Annotated in this window: 14 protein-coding genes; 11 read left to right on the top strand and 3 right to left on the bottom strand. The window is 50.2% G+C overall.

The genetic code is table 11. The features are described from left to right. The 3 genes from PHU49_02495 to PHU49_02485 all read left to right on the top strand — a co-directional run. Positions 1-657: FAD binding domain-containing protein (locus PHU49_02495; GenBank protein MDD5242864.1), on the top strand; the 657-nt coding region annotated here is incomplete at its 5' end. A 7-nt stretch (positions 658-664) separates the two neighbouring features. Beyond that, positions 665-1,135 carry a (2Fe-2S)-binding protein gene (locus PHU49_02490; GenBank protein ID MDD5242863.1) on the top strand — a complete coding sequence of 157 codons (471 nt, stop codon included), beginning with the start codon at positions 665-667 and terminating at the stop codon, positions 1,133-1,135. A gap of 2 nt (positions 1,136-1,137) precedes the next feature. Further along, positions 1,138-3,420 carry a xanthine dehydrogenase family protein molybdopterin-binding subunit gene (locus tag PHU49_02485; GenBank protein ID MDD5242862.1) on the top strand — a complete coding sequence of 761 codons (2,283 nt, stop codon included), beginning with the start codon at positions 1,138-1,140 and terminating at the stop codon, positions 3,418-3,420. 115 nt (positions 3,421-3,535) lie between these two features. Here PHU49_02485 and PHU49_02480 read toward each other — a convergent pair whose 3' ends face one another. The 3 genes from PHU49_02480 to PHU49_02470 form a co-directional block, all read right to left on the bottom strand. Beyond that, complete coding sequence (locus PHU49_02480) at positions 3,536-4,171, bottom strand: methyltransferase domain-containing protein (GenBank protein MDD5242861.1); 636 nt, start codon at positions 4,169-4,171, stop codon at positions 3,536-3,538. An 85-nt stretch (positions 4,172-4,256) separates the two neighbouring features. Continuing rightward, positions 4,257-4,757 (bottom strand): response regulator, encoded by a 501-nt coding sequence (locus PHU49_02475; protein ID MDD5242860.1) that lies wholly within the window; start codon positions 4,755-4,757, stop codon positions 4,257-4,259. Between the two features lie 19 nt (positions 4,758-4,776). Next, positions 4,777-5,517 (bottom strand): HAMP domain-containing sensor histidine kinase, encoded by a 741-nt coding sequence (locus PHU49_02470; GenBank protein MDD5242859.1) that lies wholly within the window; start codon positions 5,515-5,517, stop codon positions 4,777-4,779. Between the two features lie 1,042 nt (positions 5,518-6,559). Between PHU49_02470 and PHU49_02465 the strand changes: the two genes are divergently transcribed. The 8 genes from PHU49_02465 (at position 6,560) to PHU49_02430 (ending at position 18,415) form a co-directional block, all read left to right on the top strand. Then, positions 6,560-7,618 carry a YCF48-related protein gene (locus tag PHU49_02465; GenBank protein ID MDD5242858.1) on the top strand — a complete coding sequence of 353 codons (1,059 nt, stop codon included), beginning with the start codon at positions 6,560-6,562 and terminating at the stop codon, positions 7,616-7,618. Between the two features lie 17 nt (positions 7,619-7,635). Continuing rightward, positions 7,636-10,056: an MMPL family transporter gene (locus PHU49_02460; GenBank protein MDD5242857.1), complete on the top strand. Its 2,421-nt coding sequence runs from the start codon at positions 7,636-7,638 to the stop codon at positions 10,054-10,056. Positions 10,057-10,129: 73 nt separating this feature from the next. Then, positions 10,130-11,641, top strand: coding sequence for a hypothetical protein (locus PHU49_02455; GenBank protein ID MDD5242856.1), 1,512 nt, complete (start codon positions 10,130-10,132; stop codon positions 11,639-11,641). A 50-nt stretch (positions 11,642-11,691) separates the two neighbouring features. Then, a complete protein-coding gene (locus PHU49_02450; protein ID MDD5242855.1) occupies positions 11,692-13,152 on the top strand; it encodes a DUF1329 domain-containing protein in 1,461 nt (486 codons plus the stop codon). A 30-nt stretch (positions 13,153-13,182) separates the two neighbouring features. After that, positions 13,183-14,214, top strand: coding sequence for a ketoacyl-ACP synthase III family protein (locus tag PHU49_02445; GenBank protein MDD5242854.1), 1,032 nt, complete (start codon positions 13,183-13,185; stop codon positions 14,212-14,214). A gap of 265 nt (positions 14,215-14,479) precedes the next feature. After that, positions 14,480-15,781, top strand: coding sequence for an MFS transporter (locus PHU49_02440; protein ID MDD5242853.1), 1,302 nt, complete (start codon positions 14,480-14,482; stop codon positions 15,779-15,781). A 97-nt stretch (positions 15,782-15,878) separates the two neighbouring features. Further along, positions 15,879-16,613: an aspartate/glutamate racemase family protein gene (locus PHU49_02435; GenBank protein MDD5242852.1), complete on the top strand. Its 735-nt coding sequence runs from the start codon at positions 15,879-15,881 to the stop codon at positions 16,611-16,613. 77 nt (positions 16,614-16,690) lie between these two features. Then, entirely contained in the window at positions 16,691-18,415 is a 1,725-nt protein-coding gene (locus tag PHU49_02430) for a CocE/NonD family hydrolase (protein ID MDD5242851.1), read from the top strand. Positions 18,416-18,518 lie beyond the last annotated feature (103 nt).

Here is an 18,518-nt window from a genome sequence, read left to right as displayed (position 1 = left end):
ATCGGGGGGAATATCTGCAATGCAGCCCCTTCCGCTGATACCGCCTGTCCACTTCTTGTCCTTGATGCGAGGGCAATCATCGTAGGACCAAAGGGCTCACGGGAGCTGGATCTTGATGATTTCTTTCTTGGACCCGGCAGGACGGCCCTTTCGAAAGGCGAGATCGTGAAAGAATTTGTTATGCCCGGATTTGATGAAAACACCGGGTCCGCCTATATCAAACATACCCGCAGACAGGCCATGGATCTTCCCATCCTCGGCGTGGCAGCCAGGATAACGATTTCCGTCAAGAGCGGAAGCGAGGTGCGCTGCAGAGATATGTTCTGTACCGTCGACAGCATCTCAAACATACTGTCCAGACTCAAAGATGAGGGGCTGAAATGCGAAGACGCGAGGATTGCCATGGGTGTCGTCGCGCCGCGGCCTATACGGGCAAAAAAGGCGGAAGCAGCGTTGAAGGGACAGATCGTCTCGCCCGAGCTTTTTGAAGAGATAGGGAACATCGCGGCCGGAGAGGCCCAGCCAAGAGACAGCATACGCGGAGAGGCATGGTACAGGAGCGAGATGATAAAGGTTCTTGTAAAAAGGGCGCTGATAAAATCGATCGACAGGATAATACGGCCCGATGAGGCTATTTATCCCGAGAGACTCTGGTAGGGAGGCCATGATGAAAAAAGAGATAGCATTTACACTGAACAACGAACAGGTGACCATAGAGGTTGATCCCCAGTGGACACTCCTCTATCTGCTCAGAGAGGTCCTTGAAATGACAGGCACAAAAGAAGGCTGCGGATATGGTGAATGCGGCGCCTGTACGGTGATTATCGATGGTCAGGCGGTGAATTCCTGCCTATTCCCTGTCATGGAAGTTGAGGGTAAGAGCGTTACAACCATAGAAGGCATTGCCTCCAGGGACGGCTCAATGCACCCCCTCCAGACGGCATTCGTCAATGAGGGTGCGGTCCAGTGCGGGTTCTGCACACCGGGCATGATCATGTCTGCCAAGGCCCTCCTCGATACAAAGGAGAAACCGACAGAGGATGAGATCAAAGAGGCCATTGAAGGCAATCTCTGCAGATGCACAGGGTACGTCAAGATAATGGATGCCATAAAATCAGTTGCAGGCGGGAGGTGAACATGAACAATCTCACAACAGTCGGACAGAAGATCCCGAAACGCGATGCGCCCCCCAAGGCAATGGGCAGCGCCATATATATCCAGGACCTTAAGATCCCCAATATGCTCCATGGAAAGATTCTCTACAGTAAATACCCCCATGCCCGGATACTCAAACTCGATACATCAAAAGCGGAAAAGCTCCCCGGCGTAAGGGCAGTTGTCACCGCTTCTGATATGCCTGCTACCTTCAGGATCGGCGTCATGAAGGATAACCCACCGCTTAAAACAGGGAAGGTCCTGTCGATCCGTGACGAGATCGCGGCCGTTGCGGCAACGAGCCTGGAGATCGCCGAAGAGGCCCTCTCCCTCATCGATGTCGAGTACGAGGAACTGCCGGGAATATTCGACCCGCTGGAGGCGATGAAGGAAGGGGCGCAGCTTGTCCACGAAGAGGCGAAATCAAATGTCCTCAAGATGCCCTGGAAACTCACCTGCGGCGATGTTGAAGCTGCCAAAAAGGAATCGGCCTTTATCGTGGAGGATACCTTCAGCACCCAGTGGGTAACACACTGCTGCCTCGGCACAAGCGGATGTATTGCCCAGCTGGATACGAACAACAACCTCACCATGTACAGCAACACCCAGATCCCATCACTCGCACAGAACGATTATATCGATGCGCTCAATGCCTTCGGATTCAAGAACAAGCGCGTTCGAGTTGTCCAGTCTGTTATTGGTGGCGGATTCGGGAGCAAACTCGACACCTATGCCTATGAATATATCGCTATTCTCCTGGCGATAAAAACGAGAAAACCCATAAAGATAGTCTTTTCCCGGGAAGAAGAGTTCTTTGCCACATCACCCCGTCAATGCACGATCACGAAGATCTCCCATGGCTGTGACAAGGAAGGACGGCTCACATTCAGGGAGATAGAGATGGTACTTGATAACGGCGCATATACATCGTGGGGAGCAACAACCCCCTCGGTCATGATGCTCCCCATCTCGTCGCTTTACAAGGTGCCAAACGTCAAATATATCGCAAAGTGCGTATACACGAACAACACATACAGTCAGGCCATGCGCGGCTACGGAAACCCGCAGGCGACCTTTGCCATCGAATCATCCCTCGACCAGCTTGCTGAAAAGGCAGGGATCGATCCCTATGAACTGAGGTTAAAAAACGCCAACGAGCCTGGCGAGCTTACCCCGCAGCGCTTCAAGATTACATCCTGCGGCATGAAAGAGTGTATCGATGAGGTGGTAAAAAGGCTTGACTGGAAAGGCAAGAAAGGAAAAGGGGGTAACAGGGGAGTCGGTATGGCATCGCTCATCCACGTTGGCGGCGGGGCCCGCGTCTATAAGTCCGACGGGTGTGGCACCATCATCAAGATGGATGATTTCGGAAAGGTCGATGTCTTTACCGGCGCCAGTGATATCGGCCAGGGCTCGGAGACGATTATTGCACAGATCGTAGCAGAGGTGCTCGGCATCCCCATTGATGACGTGAACGTTATCAATAATGATACTGACATATGCCCGTGGGATGTAGGAGTTCATGCGAGCAGAACAACCTTCGTAGCAGGCAATGCAGCGCTTGGTGCGGCAAAGAAGATAAAGGCACAGATACTGGAGGTCGCAGCAAAACTCCTTGAGGAAGACCCTGCATCGTTGGATATTAAAAACGGTGTTGTCTTTTCCACAAAGAACAACGAGAAGAATGCCCCTCTCGGAAAGGTGCTCCGAAAAGTACATTATACCTTAGGCGGTAATATGCTCATGGCAGAATATTTTTATGACCCTGCCAATGAGAACTTTGACAAGGAATTCAAGGGGAACCTCTCTGTTGCTTACGCGTACGGCGCCCATGGCGTTGAGGTCGAGGTCGATAAAGAGACGGGCCAGGTGAAGATACTCAACTACATTGCGGCCCACGATGTGGGGAAGGCGATCAACCCCATGTTGCTCGAGGGACAGATCTACGGGGGTGGTCTCATGGGTCTCGGCTACGCCCTGGGTGAGAAGATGATCTACGAAAAGGGATACCTGAAGAACGGCAATTTCCTTGATTACAAGGTACCTACGGTAAAGGATGTACCGCCGGTACAAGCGGTCATCGTCGAGTCCGATGAGCAGGACGGACCCTTTGGCGCGAAGGGTATCGGTGAACCGGGTCTTGTCCCGACTGCGCCGGCAATTGCCAATGCCATTTACGATGCAGTGGGCGTGCGGATCAAGGATCTGCCCATAACGCCGGAAAAGATTTTGAAGGCGCTCAAGGAAAAGAAGAAAGGGGCATAAAGACTAAAGCCCGGTAGGCGTAAGGCGGCAGGCAAAACAGTTCTTCAGAAAACCAGGAGAGGAGGCATCAGGGCCTCCTCTCTTTTTTTACTTCACTTTATTTGTTGGCTTATATTCACGCGGAAACAGGTCGGCATACGATGATCGAGGCAAGTCCGAAATACAGGGTAGTGTGTGATACCTTCGTTAATTTCGCTTTAGCGGTATATTCCTCCAGCCCTTTTTTCAAATATTCTCTGTAGTATTTCGGCTCCACGATCAACAGGATTTGACTGACTACATATTGAATAAACCTTCTTCCCGATAGATTGAGGTCCACTATGATGATTTGCCCGTCCTTTTTTGTTACCCGCTTCATCTCCTCCAGCGTTACGATTGCAATGGCCTCCGGCATTTCATGGAGGGCAAAGGAGACTGTCGCAACATCGAAGACAGAATCTCTGAAAGGCATCTGTGCCGAATCAGCCTGGATCAGCGTCACATTCGTCAATGATTGATTTTTTCTTTTTGCCTTGCGGAGCATGGCATCGGAGATGTCTAACCCGATTACATTGTGGCCAGTCCGCGCGAGCGCTGCCGCCTGAGGCCCCGTGCCACATGCCACATCGAGTATCTTTCCGTTTTTTTTACCTATGAGGCGGACCACTTCCCGTTTCACCGCTGTCAGGAACAGGTCGGCGATCCCATATACCTTCGCTATTTTTTTGTAGTGGCTGATGATATATTGCCTGTGCCCGGTTTCTGATGTCATAGTATTAAATGCTAAGAACAAATTCAGGCTGAGGTTAAGGTTCAGGTTAAGTAAACCAATGCATTGTAAATACTGAATCGCCTTGCTACACTCCTGACGATCTTCCCCATTCACGCCAGTTGAGGCCAGTCTTCTTTTCCCAGTCTGACTCGAATTTGTCGGTGAAGAACCCGTGGAGCTTTTCAAAAAGGCTCTTCCACCCTGATTCAAAGTCGTGCTTGAGGACGTCTTCAAGGAAAGGAACGACCTCGCCGAGTTTGTCTTTCGGCAGATATGCCCGCGCCTTCATGTCATATGATTTTTTCAGGGCCTCGGAACTTAAAGCACGTGCGGTAAGCATGACGACCTTCAGATTCTTTTTGACTGCCAGGTCCAGGAGGTCAAAACCCCGTACACCCATAATATCCAGTATGACCACGTCATAGGGTTTGGATTCAAGCAACCTGGACGCAGCATCAAAGGTCGTGGCCTTGTCAAATGTGCATTGCGGACATGCATCGGTAATCTCTTCTTCAAGGACTGTTAACACATCAGGCTCATCATCAACAGCCAGGATCTTTTTCCCGTTTAAAATGGATTCACTCATGACATCCTCCTTTTTAGTTTTAAAGGGAAGGGATACGGACAGTGAAGCATGAGCCTTCTCCTTCTCCGCTTTTTAACACTATCTCCCCTCTCATCGTTTCGACAAGGGATTTTACGCATGAAAGGCCGAATCCAAGGCCTTCGGCGCCGCATTCTGTCTTGTTCTTCAGGTGAAAGAAGCGTTTAAAGATATAATCCTGTTTTTCCTCCGGGATCCCTTCTCCATCGTCCTCGACAGTGATCACAAGGTCGAGATCACCGCTGATGGTGAGCTTCATCTTTTCTTTGCGGTATTTAAGGGCGTTGGTAATGAGGTTTCTCATGATCTGCTGGATCTTCTTGCGATCATGGACAAAGGAAGATTGACCATATCTGCCGGAGACCTCGACGGAGATGCCGTTTTTACTGAGTATATGCATGAACTCTTTTTCGTTACCTGTTTTTGCGAGTTTTGAGGCCATATCGGGATTGATGATCTCAACGGCATCCAGGAGCGCCTCTCTTACGACCTCGACAATTACTATTTCGTCTTTTCTGAACAGACCTTCTTCTGACCGATAGACCTCGATCATTTCCTGGAGGAGTGCCTTTGCCTTATTTGCATTTCTGAGGATCCTCTCCAGGGTTTCCCGCTGGGCATCCGGGATAGGCCCGAATCTGTCCTCTTTGCTTAATAGACTGTTAATACTTGTTGAGACGATTGAAAGTGGTCCTGTCAGGTCATGGATCAGTAAGTCGACAAGCGGATCTTTGCGTATCACTGCCTGCACCTCACTCTGTAATATGTTCTTTTGGGGCATAAAAAGTCAAATAAAAAGTACTATCCCCTGATGATAAGCACGAACCTACGGTTTACGGGTGCCCAGCAGGATTAAAAAGATGACCGATAAAGCCTTGCCGTGGATTAAATCTACCGGTCATGATGTCGCCCTATTGTTTTTTTACAGACCTTGTCGGCAAGAGTTGCGATGTTGGATTGAGGTATTATATCACTCCATCCAGAAGGCTGCGAGGAGGCACGGATTGTACCGTCACTGTTCAGTATCTGCGATTCCAGTTTGCGATACATCTGCTTGGAACAGTCGATCTCCATAAGCATCCTCAATTCGCGTTGTTTGGTGCCTTCTCTTGCGTTTGACACCTTTGATTGTATCTTTACAACCGAATCCGAGGGATATGTGATGCTTTGCCGGTCATAATAAAAACGGTCACCGGAAGAATTTGTAAAAAAATGTTGCCATTCTTCTGCTTGTGAGCTTACCTGTGAGACCCAAACAATGCAAATGAATATCACTGAAAATATTGCAAGCTTTTTCAATATCCAACTCTCCTTCATGAAAAATATTACTTGCGATTCATAAAGATGATACCTCTTTTTTACAAATCTTCAAGAAAAAGTTATTCCAGCAAGGTATACATGATGTTTTTTTGCGGCTTTAAATCTGTTTTTGTCTCTCAAGGCCCGGTAAAAAATGACGGATTTCCGCTATATACATGGTTGTATCATTACATTAAAATGATACTCAACGGGCAATTTATATAGGTTCGGGTCTTGATGATTGAAAACGCAAGCCGATGCAGGAAGTTATAGATGGGAGTGTGATAGCCTGAACTGCGGTAGCCTGCAATTTTTTATTATATTGCCTTCACAAAAAAGCTTTATGAATGTGTATGCATAGCAAATCAAAAATGGAAAAATGACGGTTTTCAGCTATTGATTAAACCCATTATGTGGGATATAAACAAAAATTATTATAAATATTTTAGAAAAACTATGCGTTTTTTGCTGCAAAGGGGATAGATATGCAGGAGGTTTCTAAGAGTCATCACAAAACATTGCCCCGAAGATTTGTTAATAATCAGAGACTGAACAGTATTCCAAGCGCAATCGCGCTAATCTGCATCCTTCTCTTTTTTGTTGTTCTACACAGCGAGTCGGCTACTCTTGCGGCTAACCAGAAAAAACCTAATTACGACTTGTTTTCTGTTACGTTCCCGAATGAGAATAATGGCTGGGCCTGCGGCCGCTGGGGCACTGTGCTGCACACTGCGGATGGAGGAAAAACTTGGAATGCCCAGGAGACGGGAACGGACTATACCCTCACTTCTATCTTTTTTGTCGATACAAAGCACGGATGGGCAGTGGGGGACGAAGGGACCATCATCCACACTGCGGATGGAGGAAAAACCTGGAAGAGTCAGAAGAGCCCTGTGCCCTTCTTCCTCATGGATGTGGTCTTCGTATCCCCTAACAAAGGCTGGGTCGTCACGGAGCGTACACACATCCTCAACACAAATGATGGTGGCAAGACATGGACAGTCCAGTTTAAGGAGGGCGACTTCATCCTTAAGGCCGTCTCCTTCTCTGATGCCCAGAACGGGTGGGCCGTGGGAGAATACGGACTGATCTATCACACCCGGGATGGCGGGAGGAAGTGGGTGAAAGAGGCAGGCGGGTTTGGGGTATCCCCAGAAACCGGCGACATTGTTGCTGACCCATACTTGTTCGATGTGATGGCAGTAGATGCACAGAATGCCTGGGCCGTGGGTATAGAGGGACATGTGACACGGACGACCGATGGCGGCAAGACCTGGAAGAAGGTCGACACAGGTGCACCCAAGAGTACCCTCTTTTGCATCGGAGGAGATAAACGGAACACCATCAACGCCGGGGGTGACGGCATATTCCTGACTTCCACCGATGGGGGCAGGACCTGGAAGGCCCCCCAATTCGGTCCGCCCATTACCTATAGTTGGCTGTATGGCCTCGCACGAAGGGGAACCCCGGGATTCGTCACAGTGGGATTCGAAGGGGCGGTGTACCAGCAGACATCCTCTGGTAACTGGGTAAAAGTGAATTAGTAATGCGGAGCGAAAACATGAATAACGATCATCGAACCATGCTGGATAAGTTCTCCTGGCTCCTGGCACGCCACAGACTGACATTCTTCCTGGCTGTTCTGGCCATCACCGGGGTTTTTCTATATGGCGCTTTCCAAATCCGGGGTGAGGTCATCCTCCGGGACATGCTTCCCTATGATCATCCCTATCTTAAGCTCCATGCGAAGTTCTCCAAGATCTTCGGGAGTGGGGGCTCGGGGGCTGTCATTGCCCTCAAGGTCAAGGCAGGGGACGTATTCAACGAGGGCACCCTCAAGAAGCTGAAGGCCATGCAGGAAGAGGTCGAGATGTGGGATGAGGTCTACCGCCCCCTCACGATCTCCATCGCCAGTCGCTCCATAAAGGTGGTGAAGACCCTGGCACGGGGTGAGATCAAGATCAACCCCCTCATGTGGCCCGATATCCCGGCGACACCCCAGGATATGGCGCAACTGAAGAAGAACATATTTTCCTCTCCCGCATACAATGGGATGCTTGTCTCAAGGGACGGCACCGGGGTGCTTCTCGTCACCGAGTTCAAGGAAAATATCTCTTACGAGAGGGCCTTCGCCCTCCTCCGGCAGTTGGTGCAAAAGTACGGCGATGCCAATACCTCGGTCCATATTGTGGGATATCCCATGCTCATGGGCTGGATCTACAACATGAAGACGCAGATGTTCGTAGTTTTCGGCATCAGCATCGCTGCCATAGCCCTGGTTCTCTGGCTTGTCTTCCTCAACTTCCCGGGCATGATCTCACCCCTTGTGAATGCCGGGATACTCACCGTCTGGGGTCTGGGGTTCATCGGCTTCACAGGGATCAATTTCAGCCCCATGCTCTATGTCCTTGCCTTCCTTGTAGGCTCCCGCATGATCGGCAACTCGCACCAGATCGCCTACCGTTACTTCGAGGAACTGAACGGCAGCGGGGGTGATCGCTTCAAGGCCTGCTACGAGACCATGCGGACCATGCTCGTCCCCAACTTTGCCGCAGTTGCCACCGATGCCGCAGGCTTTTCCGTGCTCTTCCTCGCGAAGATCGTCCTTATGCAGCATCTCGCTATTATCATGACCTTCTGGATGATGAGCATCATCATGACAGGGGTCCTGGTTCCCATCGTCTGCAGCCTCATCCCCCTCAAGGTTAAAAGCGAGGAGTGGGACAAGGCTAAATGTCAGGTCGACTGGAAGGCCAGGATCATGATGAAGATCACCGGTTTTGCCATCGGTCCCCGGAGCAGGTTTGTGGTGGGGGCTCTGATCATTCTCCTTGCCGTCTTCTGTTTCTGGCAGATGGGGAAGCTTAAGATCGGAGATCCCACCCCCGGCTCCCCCATCTTCTATGCGAGCCATACCTACAACAAGGATCAGGCCGTGATCGATAAGACCTTCGACGCCTCTTCGGAGAACTTAATGCTTTTCTACGAGGGCCAGCCGAACTCCGTCTATGACCCGGCGATCCTCAACACCTTCGAGGCTTTTAGCCGCCATATGAAACAGGAACTCCCGGACATCTACAAGTCGTCAACCTCCCTCATCAATATGGTGAAGATGATCAATATGACCCTCCATGACGGGGATAAGCTGTGGTATCAGTTGCCCCGCCAAGAAGCTCTCCTGTCCGGCCTCATGGGGCAGGTGCGGGCAAATACCGACAAATCCACCTTGGCCCGCTTTGTCGATGGGATACTGGAGAGATCCCAGATCAGCCTCTATTTCTCCGATCACACCTCAGATAACCTAATGCGCATCCGTGATGCTGCCTATGGGTTTTTCAAGACTCACCCCATGAAAACGGACAAAGGGGAGTTCCTGCTTGCCGGCGGCCGGGTTGGTATGGAGATAGCCCTCAACGAGGAGATGAAGAGGTCTCACATCATCATCGACCTTACCGTCCTCGCCGCCATCTTCATCCTTTGCGTGTTGTCGTTCAAGTCGATAGTTGCAGGCCTGATGCTTACCCTTCCCCTGCTCCTCGCGAACAGCGTGGCAGCCGCGTACATGGCCATGAAGGGGATTGGTCTTTCCATCAATACGCTCCCTATCGCGGCCATAGGAGTGGGAGTGGGAGTAGATTTCGCGATCTATCTTTACAGCCGCTGCCAGGAAGAGTTTTCTCTCCAGAACGGAGACTGGTACGGGACAATCATACAGTCCATCTGTACCTGCGGCAAGGCTGTGGTCTATACGGGCATCACTGTCATCCTCCCAATCCTTACCTGGTATTTCTTTTCTGACATGAAATTCCAAGCAGAGGTAGGTTTTTTTCTCTCCATGATCATGGGGGTCAACGTGATACTTACACTGACGCTCCATCCTCTCATGATCTATATCATTAAGCCACGTTTTATAAGCAGGGGTGCCACAGTCCCCGCAGAGAATATAAAGGGGGTGATAGAGCCTACATTGGCAAAGAGATAGAGGTTTTGTGAGTCGGGTACAAAAGCATCACTCCGGGGAAGAGCAGCTTACAGACCTAAAATAAGGAGGGGATATGAAGATCAAAAAGACAAGCTATGGCTTTTGTATCGGCTTGACGATGTTGTTCTTGCTGGTAAGTACGGCTGGCGCCTATGAGATCATGATCGGCGGGAAGCCGCTCAGAGTCATAGGGTACCTGACACAGAATGCGCAGTTCAGTTTGAACGACAAGAGCTACCCCGACTTCGAGCGGGGTCTCAACGGCGCACTCACCAACGTCTTGTTGGAAACCGCATACCAGCCTACCGACAATACGAAACTCTTTGTGTCGGGCATGTTCTCCATGGACTGGATCTATGATATCAAGAGCAACGAGTCGGCATGGAATGACAAGGGATTTGCCAAGTCGCGCAGATATCTCTACATGGATAATCAAGACTGGCAGCTCCTGAAAGAGGCCCATTTCACCTGGACGCCGCCCAACGGCCTTGTCCGCGTGGGAAAACAGGTTGTCGTCTGGGGAGAGACGGATGGGGTCCGCATCATGGACCAGATCAACCCCCTGGATCAGCGCCGTGTACTGGCGGACGTGGAGCTTGAGACATCGAGGATTCCCATATGGCTCGTGAGGCTCGGATACAGCCAGAAGAACAAACCAACGTGGCTTCAGGATCTGGGGTATGATTTCGTGTTTAACCCCAATGTAGAGTTCATTCGTAATCAACCCGTGGGGCCAGGGAATGACGTTTCAGGTATCTGGGCACCCTATGTTGTGGCCGGGCCCAATATGAGGGTCGGCTCAATTACAAAGAGTATTGACAAGGTCAACGCTTTCAGTTCCGACGGGTTTGAATATGCCGCAAGGGTCAGGGCGGTAATTTATGACGCTATTGTCAGCCTTAACTACTATTACGGTCTTGACAAGGACCCGGTGTTGAAGAACGCGCCCGTTGCTCCCACTTTTACGACGGATGACGACGGAGCGCGGCTCGTTCATCCCACTCAGGTTGGCAAATACCCTCTTTTCAGGTACGTGGGCGCCACCTTTTCGAGGGATATTACGTCTGTGAAGGCAGATTTTCTTGGAGGCGTATCCCCCACCATCAGGTGGGAAGGATTCTACGCATTCAACAATACCTTCTTGAATGCGAAGAACTATTTCGAGCAGCATGACGAGATACGCTGGGCAGGTGCCGTAGACTGGAAGTTTAAGGTGCCCTTCCTCAACCCGACAAACTATTTCAGTATCACGGGCCAGTTCTATCACAGGAAAATATTGGATTATCCTAAATATGCAGGGGCAATATACGGACTGGCGAATAATGTCTACGAAAACAATTACACGACCCTCATGATGTTGCAAACATCCTACTGGCATAACAGGATAACCCCACAGGTTGTCTGGCAGCACGATCATAACAATCTGGCAGACATGTTCCGATTTCAGCTAACTTACCAGCCCAACAACGAATGGCGCTATGTCGGAGCAGCAATCTTGGTGAGCGGAAACAAGAATGGGGCCGGGCTCAACCCAATGGAGCACAAAGATTATATGTTCCTGAAGGTAGTGCGCACGTTCAATTAGCCTGATGCAGGCTGGAGGACAAAAACGTTCTCTTACAGGAGGAGGAAATAATGAAAAAGATTAAAACATTTGGGACATTCTTTTTGTTCATCGCGGTTGTATTGTGTTCGATTGCGTTACCCCTATGGAGTGCGGAACGGGACTATGTGGTGGAGAGGATCATCCATCCGGAGTTTGACAAGCACAAACGCTACTTTGATGATCCGAGGCCGGTGTTTACAAACTGGAGCTGGAAGAAGAATATGCCTCCCGAGCAGTACGCCGTGTATGCGTCTGATCCCGAGGTCACGAAAAGGCTTTGGGCTGAGACCATTGGGTTCAAGGCACCCGATGTGGTCGGCAAGATCGCACCGGAGATAAAACCGGGGAAGTATTCCTATAATGATAAAGAGAAATACCCGGGGCTCAAGGCCCTTATGGTGCCGGCATTATATGAACGCTTTAAGCCAGGGGTTGCTCCTTCTCTTGCCGGAAATTTTCCTGAAATGGAGATCGTTCCCACCCGGCAGTACCCGTGGAACCTGAAAATTGCCCAGGCGACAAAAGACAACGCGGGGCAGGCGAAGCTTGATGAAAAGGGATACTTAATCAGCAAGACGTTGCGCCCGGGTTTCCCCTTTCCGAAGCCATCGGGGAAGTTCGCAGCCCAGCAATATCTGTATAACAATAGGCAGAACTACATAACTGGCGAGGATAGCTACGGCGTTATTCGTCAGACAGGATTTAGCAAGAACCTTAAGCCGGACTACGGGTCAAAAGGTATAATTTGTTATTTACGACTTCAGGGCCGGGCGGTAACGCCGACCAGACCTGATGGCTTTTTTGATGAGCGGGCAAAGGCGAGGGATGAGACCCTGAATTTCCGTGTTGAGTTTTATGCTCCTCGGGACAGATTTGGTGACGCCTTGCTTTCAACATACTACAATGATGTCGACAAGTTAGACACGATATTCATGTATATAGGGGCACTGAGGCGAGTGCGAAAGCTGTCGAATACCGATACCCAGGATACTACGGGGGGGTCGGATTACACCTATTTGGATAGCTTTGGTTTTTCACAAAAAATGTCCCCTACCCTATATCCCTATAAGTACGAGATAGTCGAAGACCGGGAATATCTCTTCCCTTACACCATTGATGGGTCTGATTACCTTACTTCAAAAGGTGCAGAGTGGCACGGCCTCAAGTTCGAACGCCGACCGGTGGTCGTGTTGAAGCTGACGCAATTGGACAAAAATTTCATTTATAGCAAGCGTATGATCTACGTGGATAAGGAGACATTTCAGATCCTTCATGCAGAGATGTACGACCAGAAGGGACGCCTGTGGCGTACTTATACTCATCTCTCTTACTATGACACCGGGACAGGAATACACTCCATGACAAAGCAGCTTATACAGGATCATCTGGACGTGCACACCTCAATCAACCAGGCCTACTTCATGCCCACCGTGGGTTGGTCACAGCGCAACAAGTTTGATATCACCAGTTTGCAGGACGCAGTGAAATAGTGTCAAACGTTTACGCAAAGGAGGCAGTAGATGAAAGTCGGATTGGAAGCAGTGGTGTCATATCTCCCGGAAACCATCGTGAAAAGAGAGGAACGGTCGTACCTTGATTGTCTGATCCCCGAAGAGCATTTGGCGCTCTTCAAGGGGCCCGAAGAGGTGAGGGAGTTGAGAGATGAAAATGCAGTGGAAATTATGGCAGAGGGAGTAACGAGAAAAGTGTTAGAGGCTGCCAGCCTGCAACCTTCTGATATTGATTTTATTATTTCTGGCAATATCGGGGGGAAACAGGTCTTTCCGATGGTTGGGACGTATATACATGACAAAATTGGATTTAAGAAAGATACGCCAGTTGTCAACATTCAGAACTTCTGTGCAAGCTTTGTCGATGGAATACACCTGGCTTGGAACCTTGTCCTTGGAGGGCACTACAAAAAAGTTCTTGTCTCAGTAGTCACCTCTTGCGGTCACGATATTGCGAAAACTGGTTGGGGAATTGACCATACAAGCCCACCCGCGAAATTTGTTGGAGATGGGGCAGGGGCTGCCATAGTTTCTGCCCAGCATCTCAAGTGCGAGTTCCTTTCCTATACGAACAGAACGTGCGGTGAAAGGTATAACCATTCCAGGATGCTGAATACGCCGATTATGAACCCAGCCCTTAAAGAAATAGCAGGGGTCCAGGCAGATTCGGGCGTATTTTTAACAATGGACCAATGGGCCATGGATTTTGGTGTGCTGCTTGGTAAAGACCATATGATGCCAACCATTCACGAAGCTTTGGAGAAAGCAGGTTTAAATCTGTCCGATATTGACATAGCCATTATTCATCACCCTGTTGCTGCCCTGCATGACCAATGGGTCAAAGATGGGATAGAGGCGGGGATAGGTAAAGAAAAGTGGAAGCTGGGCTACGACAAGATAGGGAACTGCGGAAATGTCGATATCGCATATGTTCTTGCTGAACTTTCAGAACATGGGTCGATTCGAAGCGGTTCTGTCATTATGCTCTACGCTCCGGGATTAGGAGGGCACTGTCCGTGCATGATAGTACGGTGGCTTTAAAAGTCGAAGCCAAAGCCAGGAAGTAGGAAAGCTGAGGTGTGGGAACGGTAAACAAATGTTCTTCAATTTATTTTATTATGGGAAGGATGACCATGTTAAGGGAAAAGCAGTTTCGAATATGGAAGCAACATCAAGTTGGATGTTTGGCCATGTTATCGTCTAACTTTTTTTACACCGTTCAGTCCGTGACCGAACATACGGATAGTCCGCTGATGCTCTTGCCGCCAGAGTCTGGCCACACCTCGGCTAGGAGGCTTAACAAGTCATGCTGAACGGTTTGTCAATAAAATCACGTCAAAAGGTACTCGTCGTTTTTGGCGCCGCATTAGGGCTCGCGTGTGGATTCGGGCCGGCATTTTTCGGAACCTTGGGGATACTCCTGAAGCAAATGGCGGCTTCCTTCAACTGGGGCCGCGGGGATATCGCGGTCTTGCCTATGGTGGGAATGCTCGGTGCCTCAATAGGCGCGCCTCTCATAGGTTATATTGCTGATCGAAAGGGATGGAACAAGGTAATTCTGTTCTCGGTCGTACTCTTTGCTCTGGGGCTCTTGGCAGTCTCTGTGGCGCCAGTGAGCTACGCCTACATTATTGCCGTAGGATTATTCACCGGCATTGTGGGAGTCGGTACAACGCCTGCGGGATACATCGCGGTAATTTCCCTTGCATTTGACCGCCGGCTTGGGATGGCGTTGGGATTGGCGGCGATAGGCACCGGCGTGGGCTCAATGGCAATGCCCATCATCGTAAGCAAGCTCATCGAGGTCATGGATTGGCGTCAGGCTTATTTGTGCGTCAGCGGATTGATTCTACTGTTTGGCCTCTCGGCACACCAGTTGATCTTTCGCTCGTCGGGTGCAATGAAATCCAATCCCGGCAGCAACAAGACTTCCCTTGCTTCAAAAAAAATAACTAATGCTGGAGTAGGAATTTCCTTTTACCACGCGATTGCCGGTTATCGTTTTTGGGTGATTGGCATTGCCACTGTGTTTGCAGGTGGTATAACAATGGGTGCGCTTGTTCATCTGGTATCGTATGCCACCGATCGCGGAATCGGTCCCGCATTTGCAGCACAGTCTGCAGCATGGATGGGATTCGGCATAGCTGCAGCTCGCACTGGCGTTGGTTTCATACTGGACAAAATTTTCGCGCCCATAGTTGCCTGCGTTGCACTCTTTCTCGGTGCCACAGGACTCTATTTGCTCAGTATCAATATACTTCCGTCTGTCTGGATTTTACCGCTGGCAGCAATCCTCGTCGGTGTTGCGACCGGGGCTGAAGGCGATCTGGTTCCATTCTTGGTTAAAAAATATTTTGGGGTCGTCGCCTTTGGAAGCATTTATGGAACCCTGATGGGAGCAGTTGGGTTTGGGAGCGGTGTGGGTTCATATGCTTATGGATGGTCGTTTGATCTTTTCAAATCGTATATACCAGCTTTTCAAGTATCCGCAATACTTTTGTGTGCTTGTGGTTTGGCGCTGCTCACACTTGGTCGCTATCAGTATGCACGCGTAGAGGTTCCCCAGGACCCCGGTGACATAGTAAAACATGCCGAACCTGATTGTTAATTAATGACCTGTAAGAAGCGGTCCTACGCGACTGCAGCTTGATTTTACTGAGCGTTCGTAAGACCGTCTATAAGTTACTACTAATTCAAGGAGGCTTATGATGCTGTTGAAAGAAAGGATTGTATTTGTGTCTCATACTCCATCGAACCATTACGGGTTCCGGAACACTGTGGAGTATCTCAAGAAATTCCCAGAGGTAGATGTCTGGAGCGCGGATCGATTTTCATCAACCCCACTGTTTGTACCAAAATCGGTATCGGAACTCGACTTGGAATATGCGAAGAAGTACGGCCATATCATTGGTGAACCTCTTTTTCAAGCATACTGTGAAGCTGACCGTGTGGGATACGGTGCGGCCATCTGCCCCAGTTGGGGTGATGGCGGAGTCGACGATGCCCGGAAAAAGCTTTCCATGCCGGTCGTAGGGATGTCCTTGTCGGGATATACGAAGGCAGTCCAAACATACGGACGATTCTCGCTTATCCATAACCACCTCCCGGAAATGGCTCCCCGCAATGAGCAACGGATTAAAGATTTGGGTTTCTGGGAGAGCTACGTGTCAACTGAAATATTCGATATCGATGTGTATCAGTGGATGGTTGAGGAAAAGAAGCCTAATTACGAAGAGCTCGTGGCTGTTGCAATGCCTCTGGTGCGCAATGCCGTGAAAAAAGGGGCCCGAGTCGTATTGTTAGCATGTGCATCACCGGACTTGTCCGAATTTGCCGGAGTCCTGAGCAGGGCAACAATGGAGGAACTCGGTATCCCTGCACAGGCGTCTATCGACACAGCAGTAGAAGCTGCCAGAAAAATCATCGGTGAGAGACGATAACGGTCATGAGGCGCAACCGCTGGGAAATAGTTACTTTAAAGAACTGATGAGGCGTCAGGAATAGGGGGACAGCAGTCATGGCAATTCACGAAATCAAAGTTGAGATAAATGTAGCAGTTCCGATGAGGGACGGCACGGTGCTGCGCGCAGATATTTATCGTCCCAACGTTGATCAACCGCTGCCGACACTGGTTGTGCGGTTGCCCTATGACAAAGGCAACCCATCGGTGGTGATGATGTCATGTGATCCCATGCGGTTTGCGAGAAACGGATATGCAGTGGTAATTCAAGACTGCCGTGGTTGCCATGCCTCCGACGGGGAGTGGTATCCACACCGTGACGATGCTTTAGATGGCTACGACACGGTTGAATGGGCTGCAGCACAGCCGTGGTCAAATCAAAAAGTGGGCATGTACGGCGGTTCGTACCTGGGAACGGTACAATGGATGTCTGCGCATGCGCAGCCGCCCCACCTGGTCGCCATGGCACCGATGGTGTCGCCCTCGAGTGCGAGAAACATGATGTTTAAAGGCGGTGTGTTCCAGTTGAAAACTGTCCAATTCCTGACACTCGGACTCATGGCGATGCATGCCAGAAGATATCATGCTCCAAGTGAGCTACCGGGACTCATGCGGGAAGTCCTGAACGCATTCGACAACAGGGAACGGGAAGCCAGCTATTTGCCGCTCAGGGCATGGCCGGTCGGCAAAAGATCCAGACTCATGAATTTTTACTTCGATTTTTTAGAGCACCCTACGAATGATGAATACTGGCGAGAGCTGGAATTTGCCGTCTATGAGAAAACCGTGGTACCTACTTGCATCGTTTGCAGTTGGTACGACTTCACCAGTGAAACTGGTGGATTGGCAAGTTACACCGGTATGAAGACGCGGGGTGGGACGGAGCACGCGAGAAAGAACGTTAAGTTGATTATAGGTCCCTGGGTACACGGGGTGGAACTCAACTCGGTCGTCGGTGAGATCGACTTTGGGATTCTCTCCACAGGTGCGGCAACGGACCTGATCGGTGTCTACCTACGGTGGTTCGATTACTGGTTGAAGGGTATCGATAACGGTGTCATTGATGAGCCCCCAGTCCGGATTTTCGTTATGGGTGACAACGTCTGGCGCAACGAGAATGAGTGGCCTCTGGCAAGAGCGGCGTACGCCAACTACTACCTCCATAGTGGTGGCAACGCCAACGGAATCAGCGGAGACGGTTTTTTGACCACTGAAGTTGCCGAGAAGGAACCGCAGGATATTTTTCACTACGATCCGCTTGACCCGGTACCGACTCTTGGCGGACGTCTGATCAGAGATGCCGGCGCTATCGACCAAAGTGAAATTGAGCAAAGAAAGGATGTACTGGTCTATTCCACACAGCCCCTCGTGGCTGATCTGGAAGTAACCGGGCCGATCATGATGAAGCTTTACGCCCAATCCTCCGCCCCGGACACCGACTTCACCGCTAAGCTGGTCGATGTGTGGCCGAACGGCAAGGCATACATTTTGGCCGACGGTATCACTCGGGCACGCTACCGAGACTCGGACGAGTTCCCGTCTTTAATCGAGCCGGATCGGGTTTATGAATACACCATCGATATGATGGGAACCAGCAACGTGTTCAAGGCCGGGCACAGGATTCGCCTGGAAATCTCGAGCAGTAATTTTCCGAAGTATGACCGTAACCCGAATACGGGTCATGACATTGGTGTGGATGCCGAAACCCGTGTGGCGAGGCAAACGATATTCCACGATCGCGCGAGACCTTCCCATGTGGTCTTGCCGTTGATTCCGCGTTGAGAGATGGCTCAGTTATGGTTTTGGTGTAATAGAGGGGCTGACGGTAATCTATGTTCAGATGCTAATAATCGGAGCGAACATAATGAGTATAAATCTTTGGCTG

The sequence above is a fragment of the Syntrophorhabdaceae bacterium genome, assembly GCA_028713955.1.
Lineage (GTDB): Bacteria > Desulfobacterota > Syntrophorhabdia > Syntrophorhabdales > Syntrophorhabdaceae > UBA5609.
Note: the sequence above shows the minus strand (reverse complement) of the source record. Positions and strands in the feature narration are given on the sequence as shown.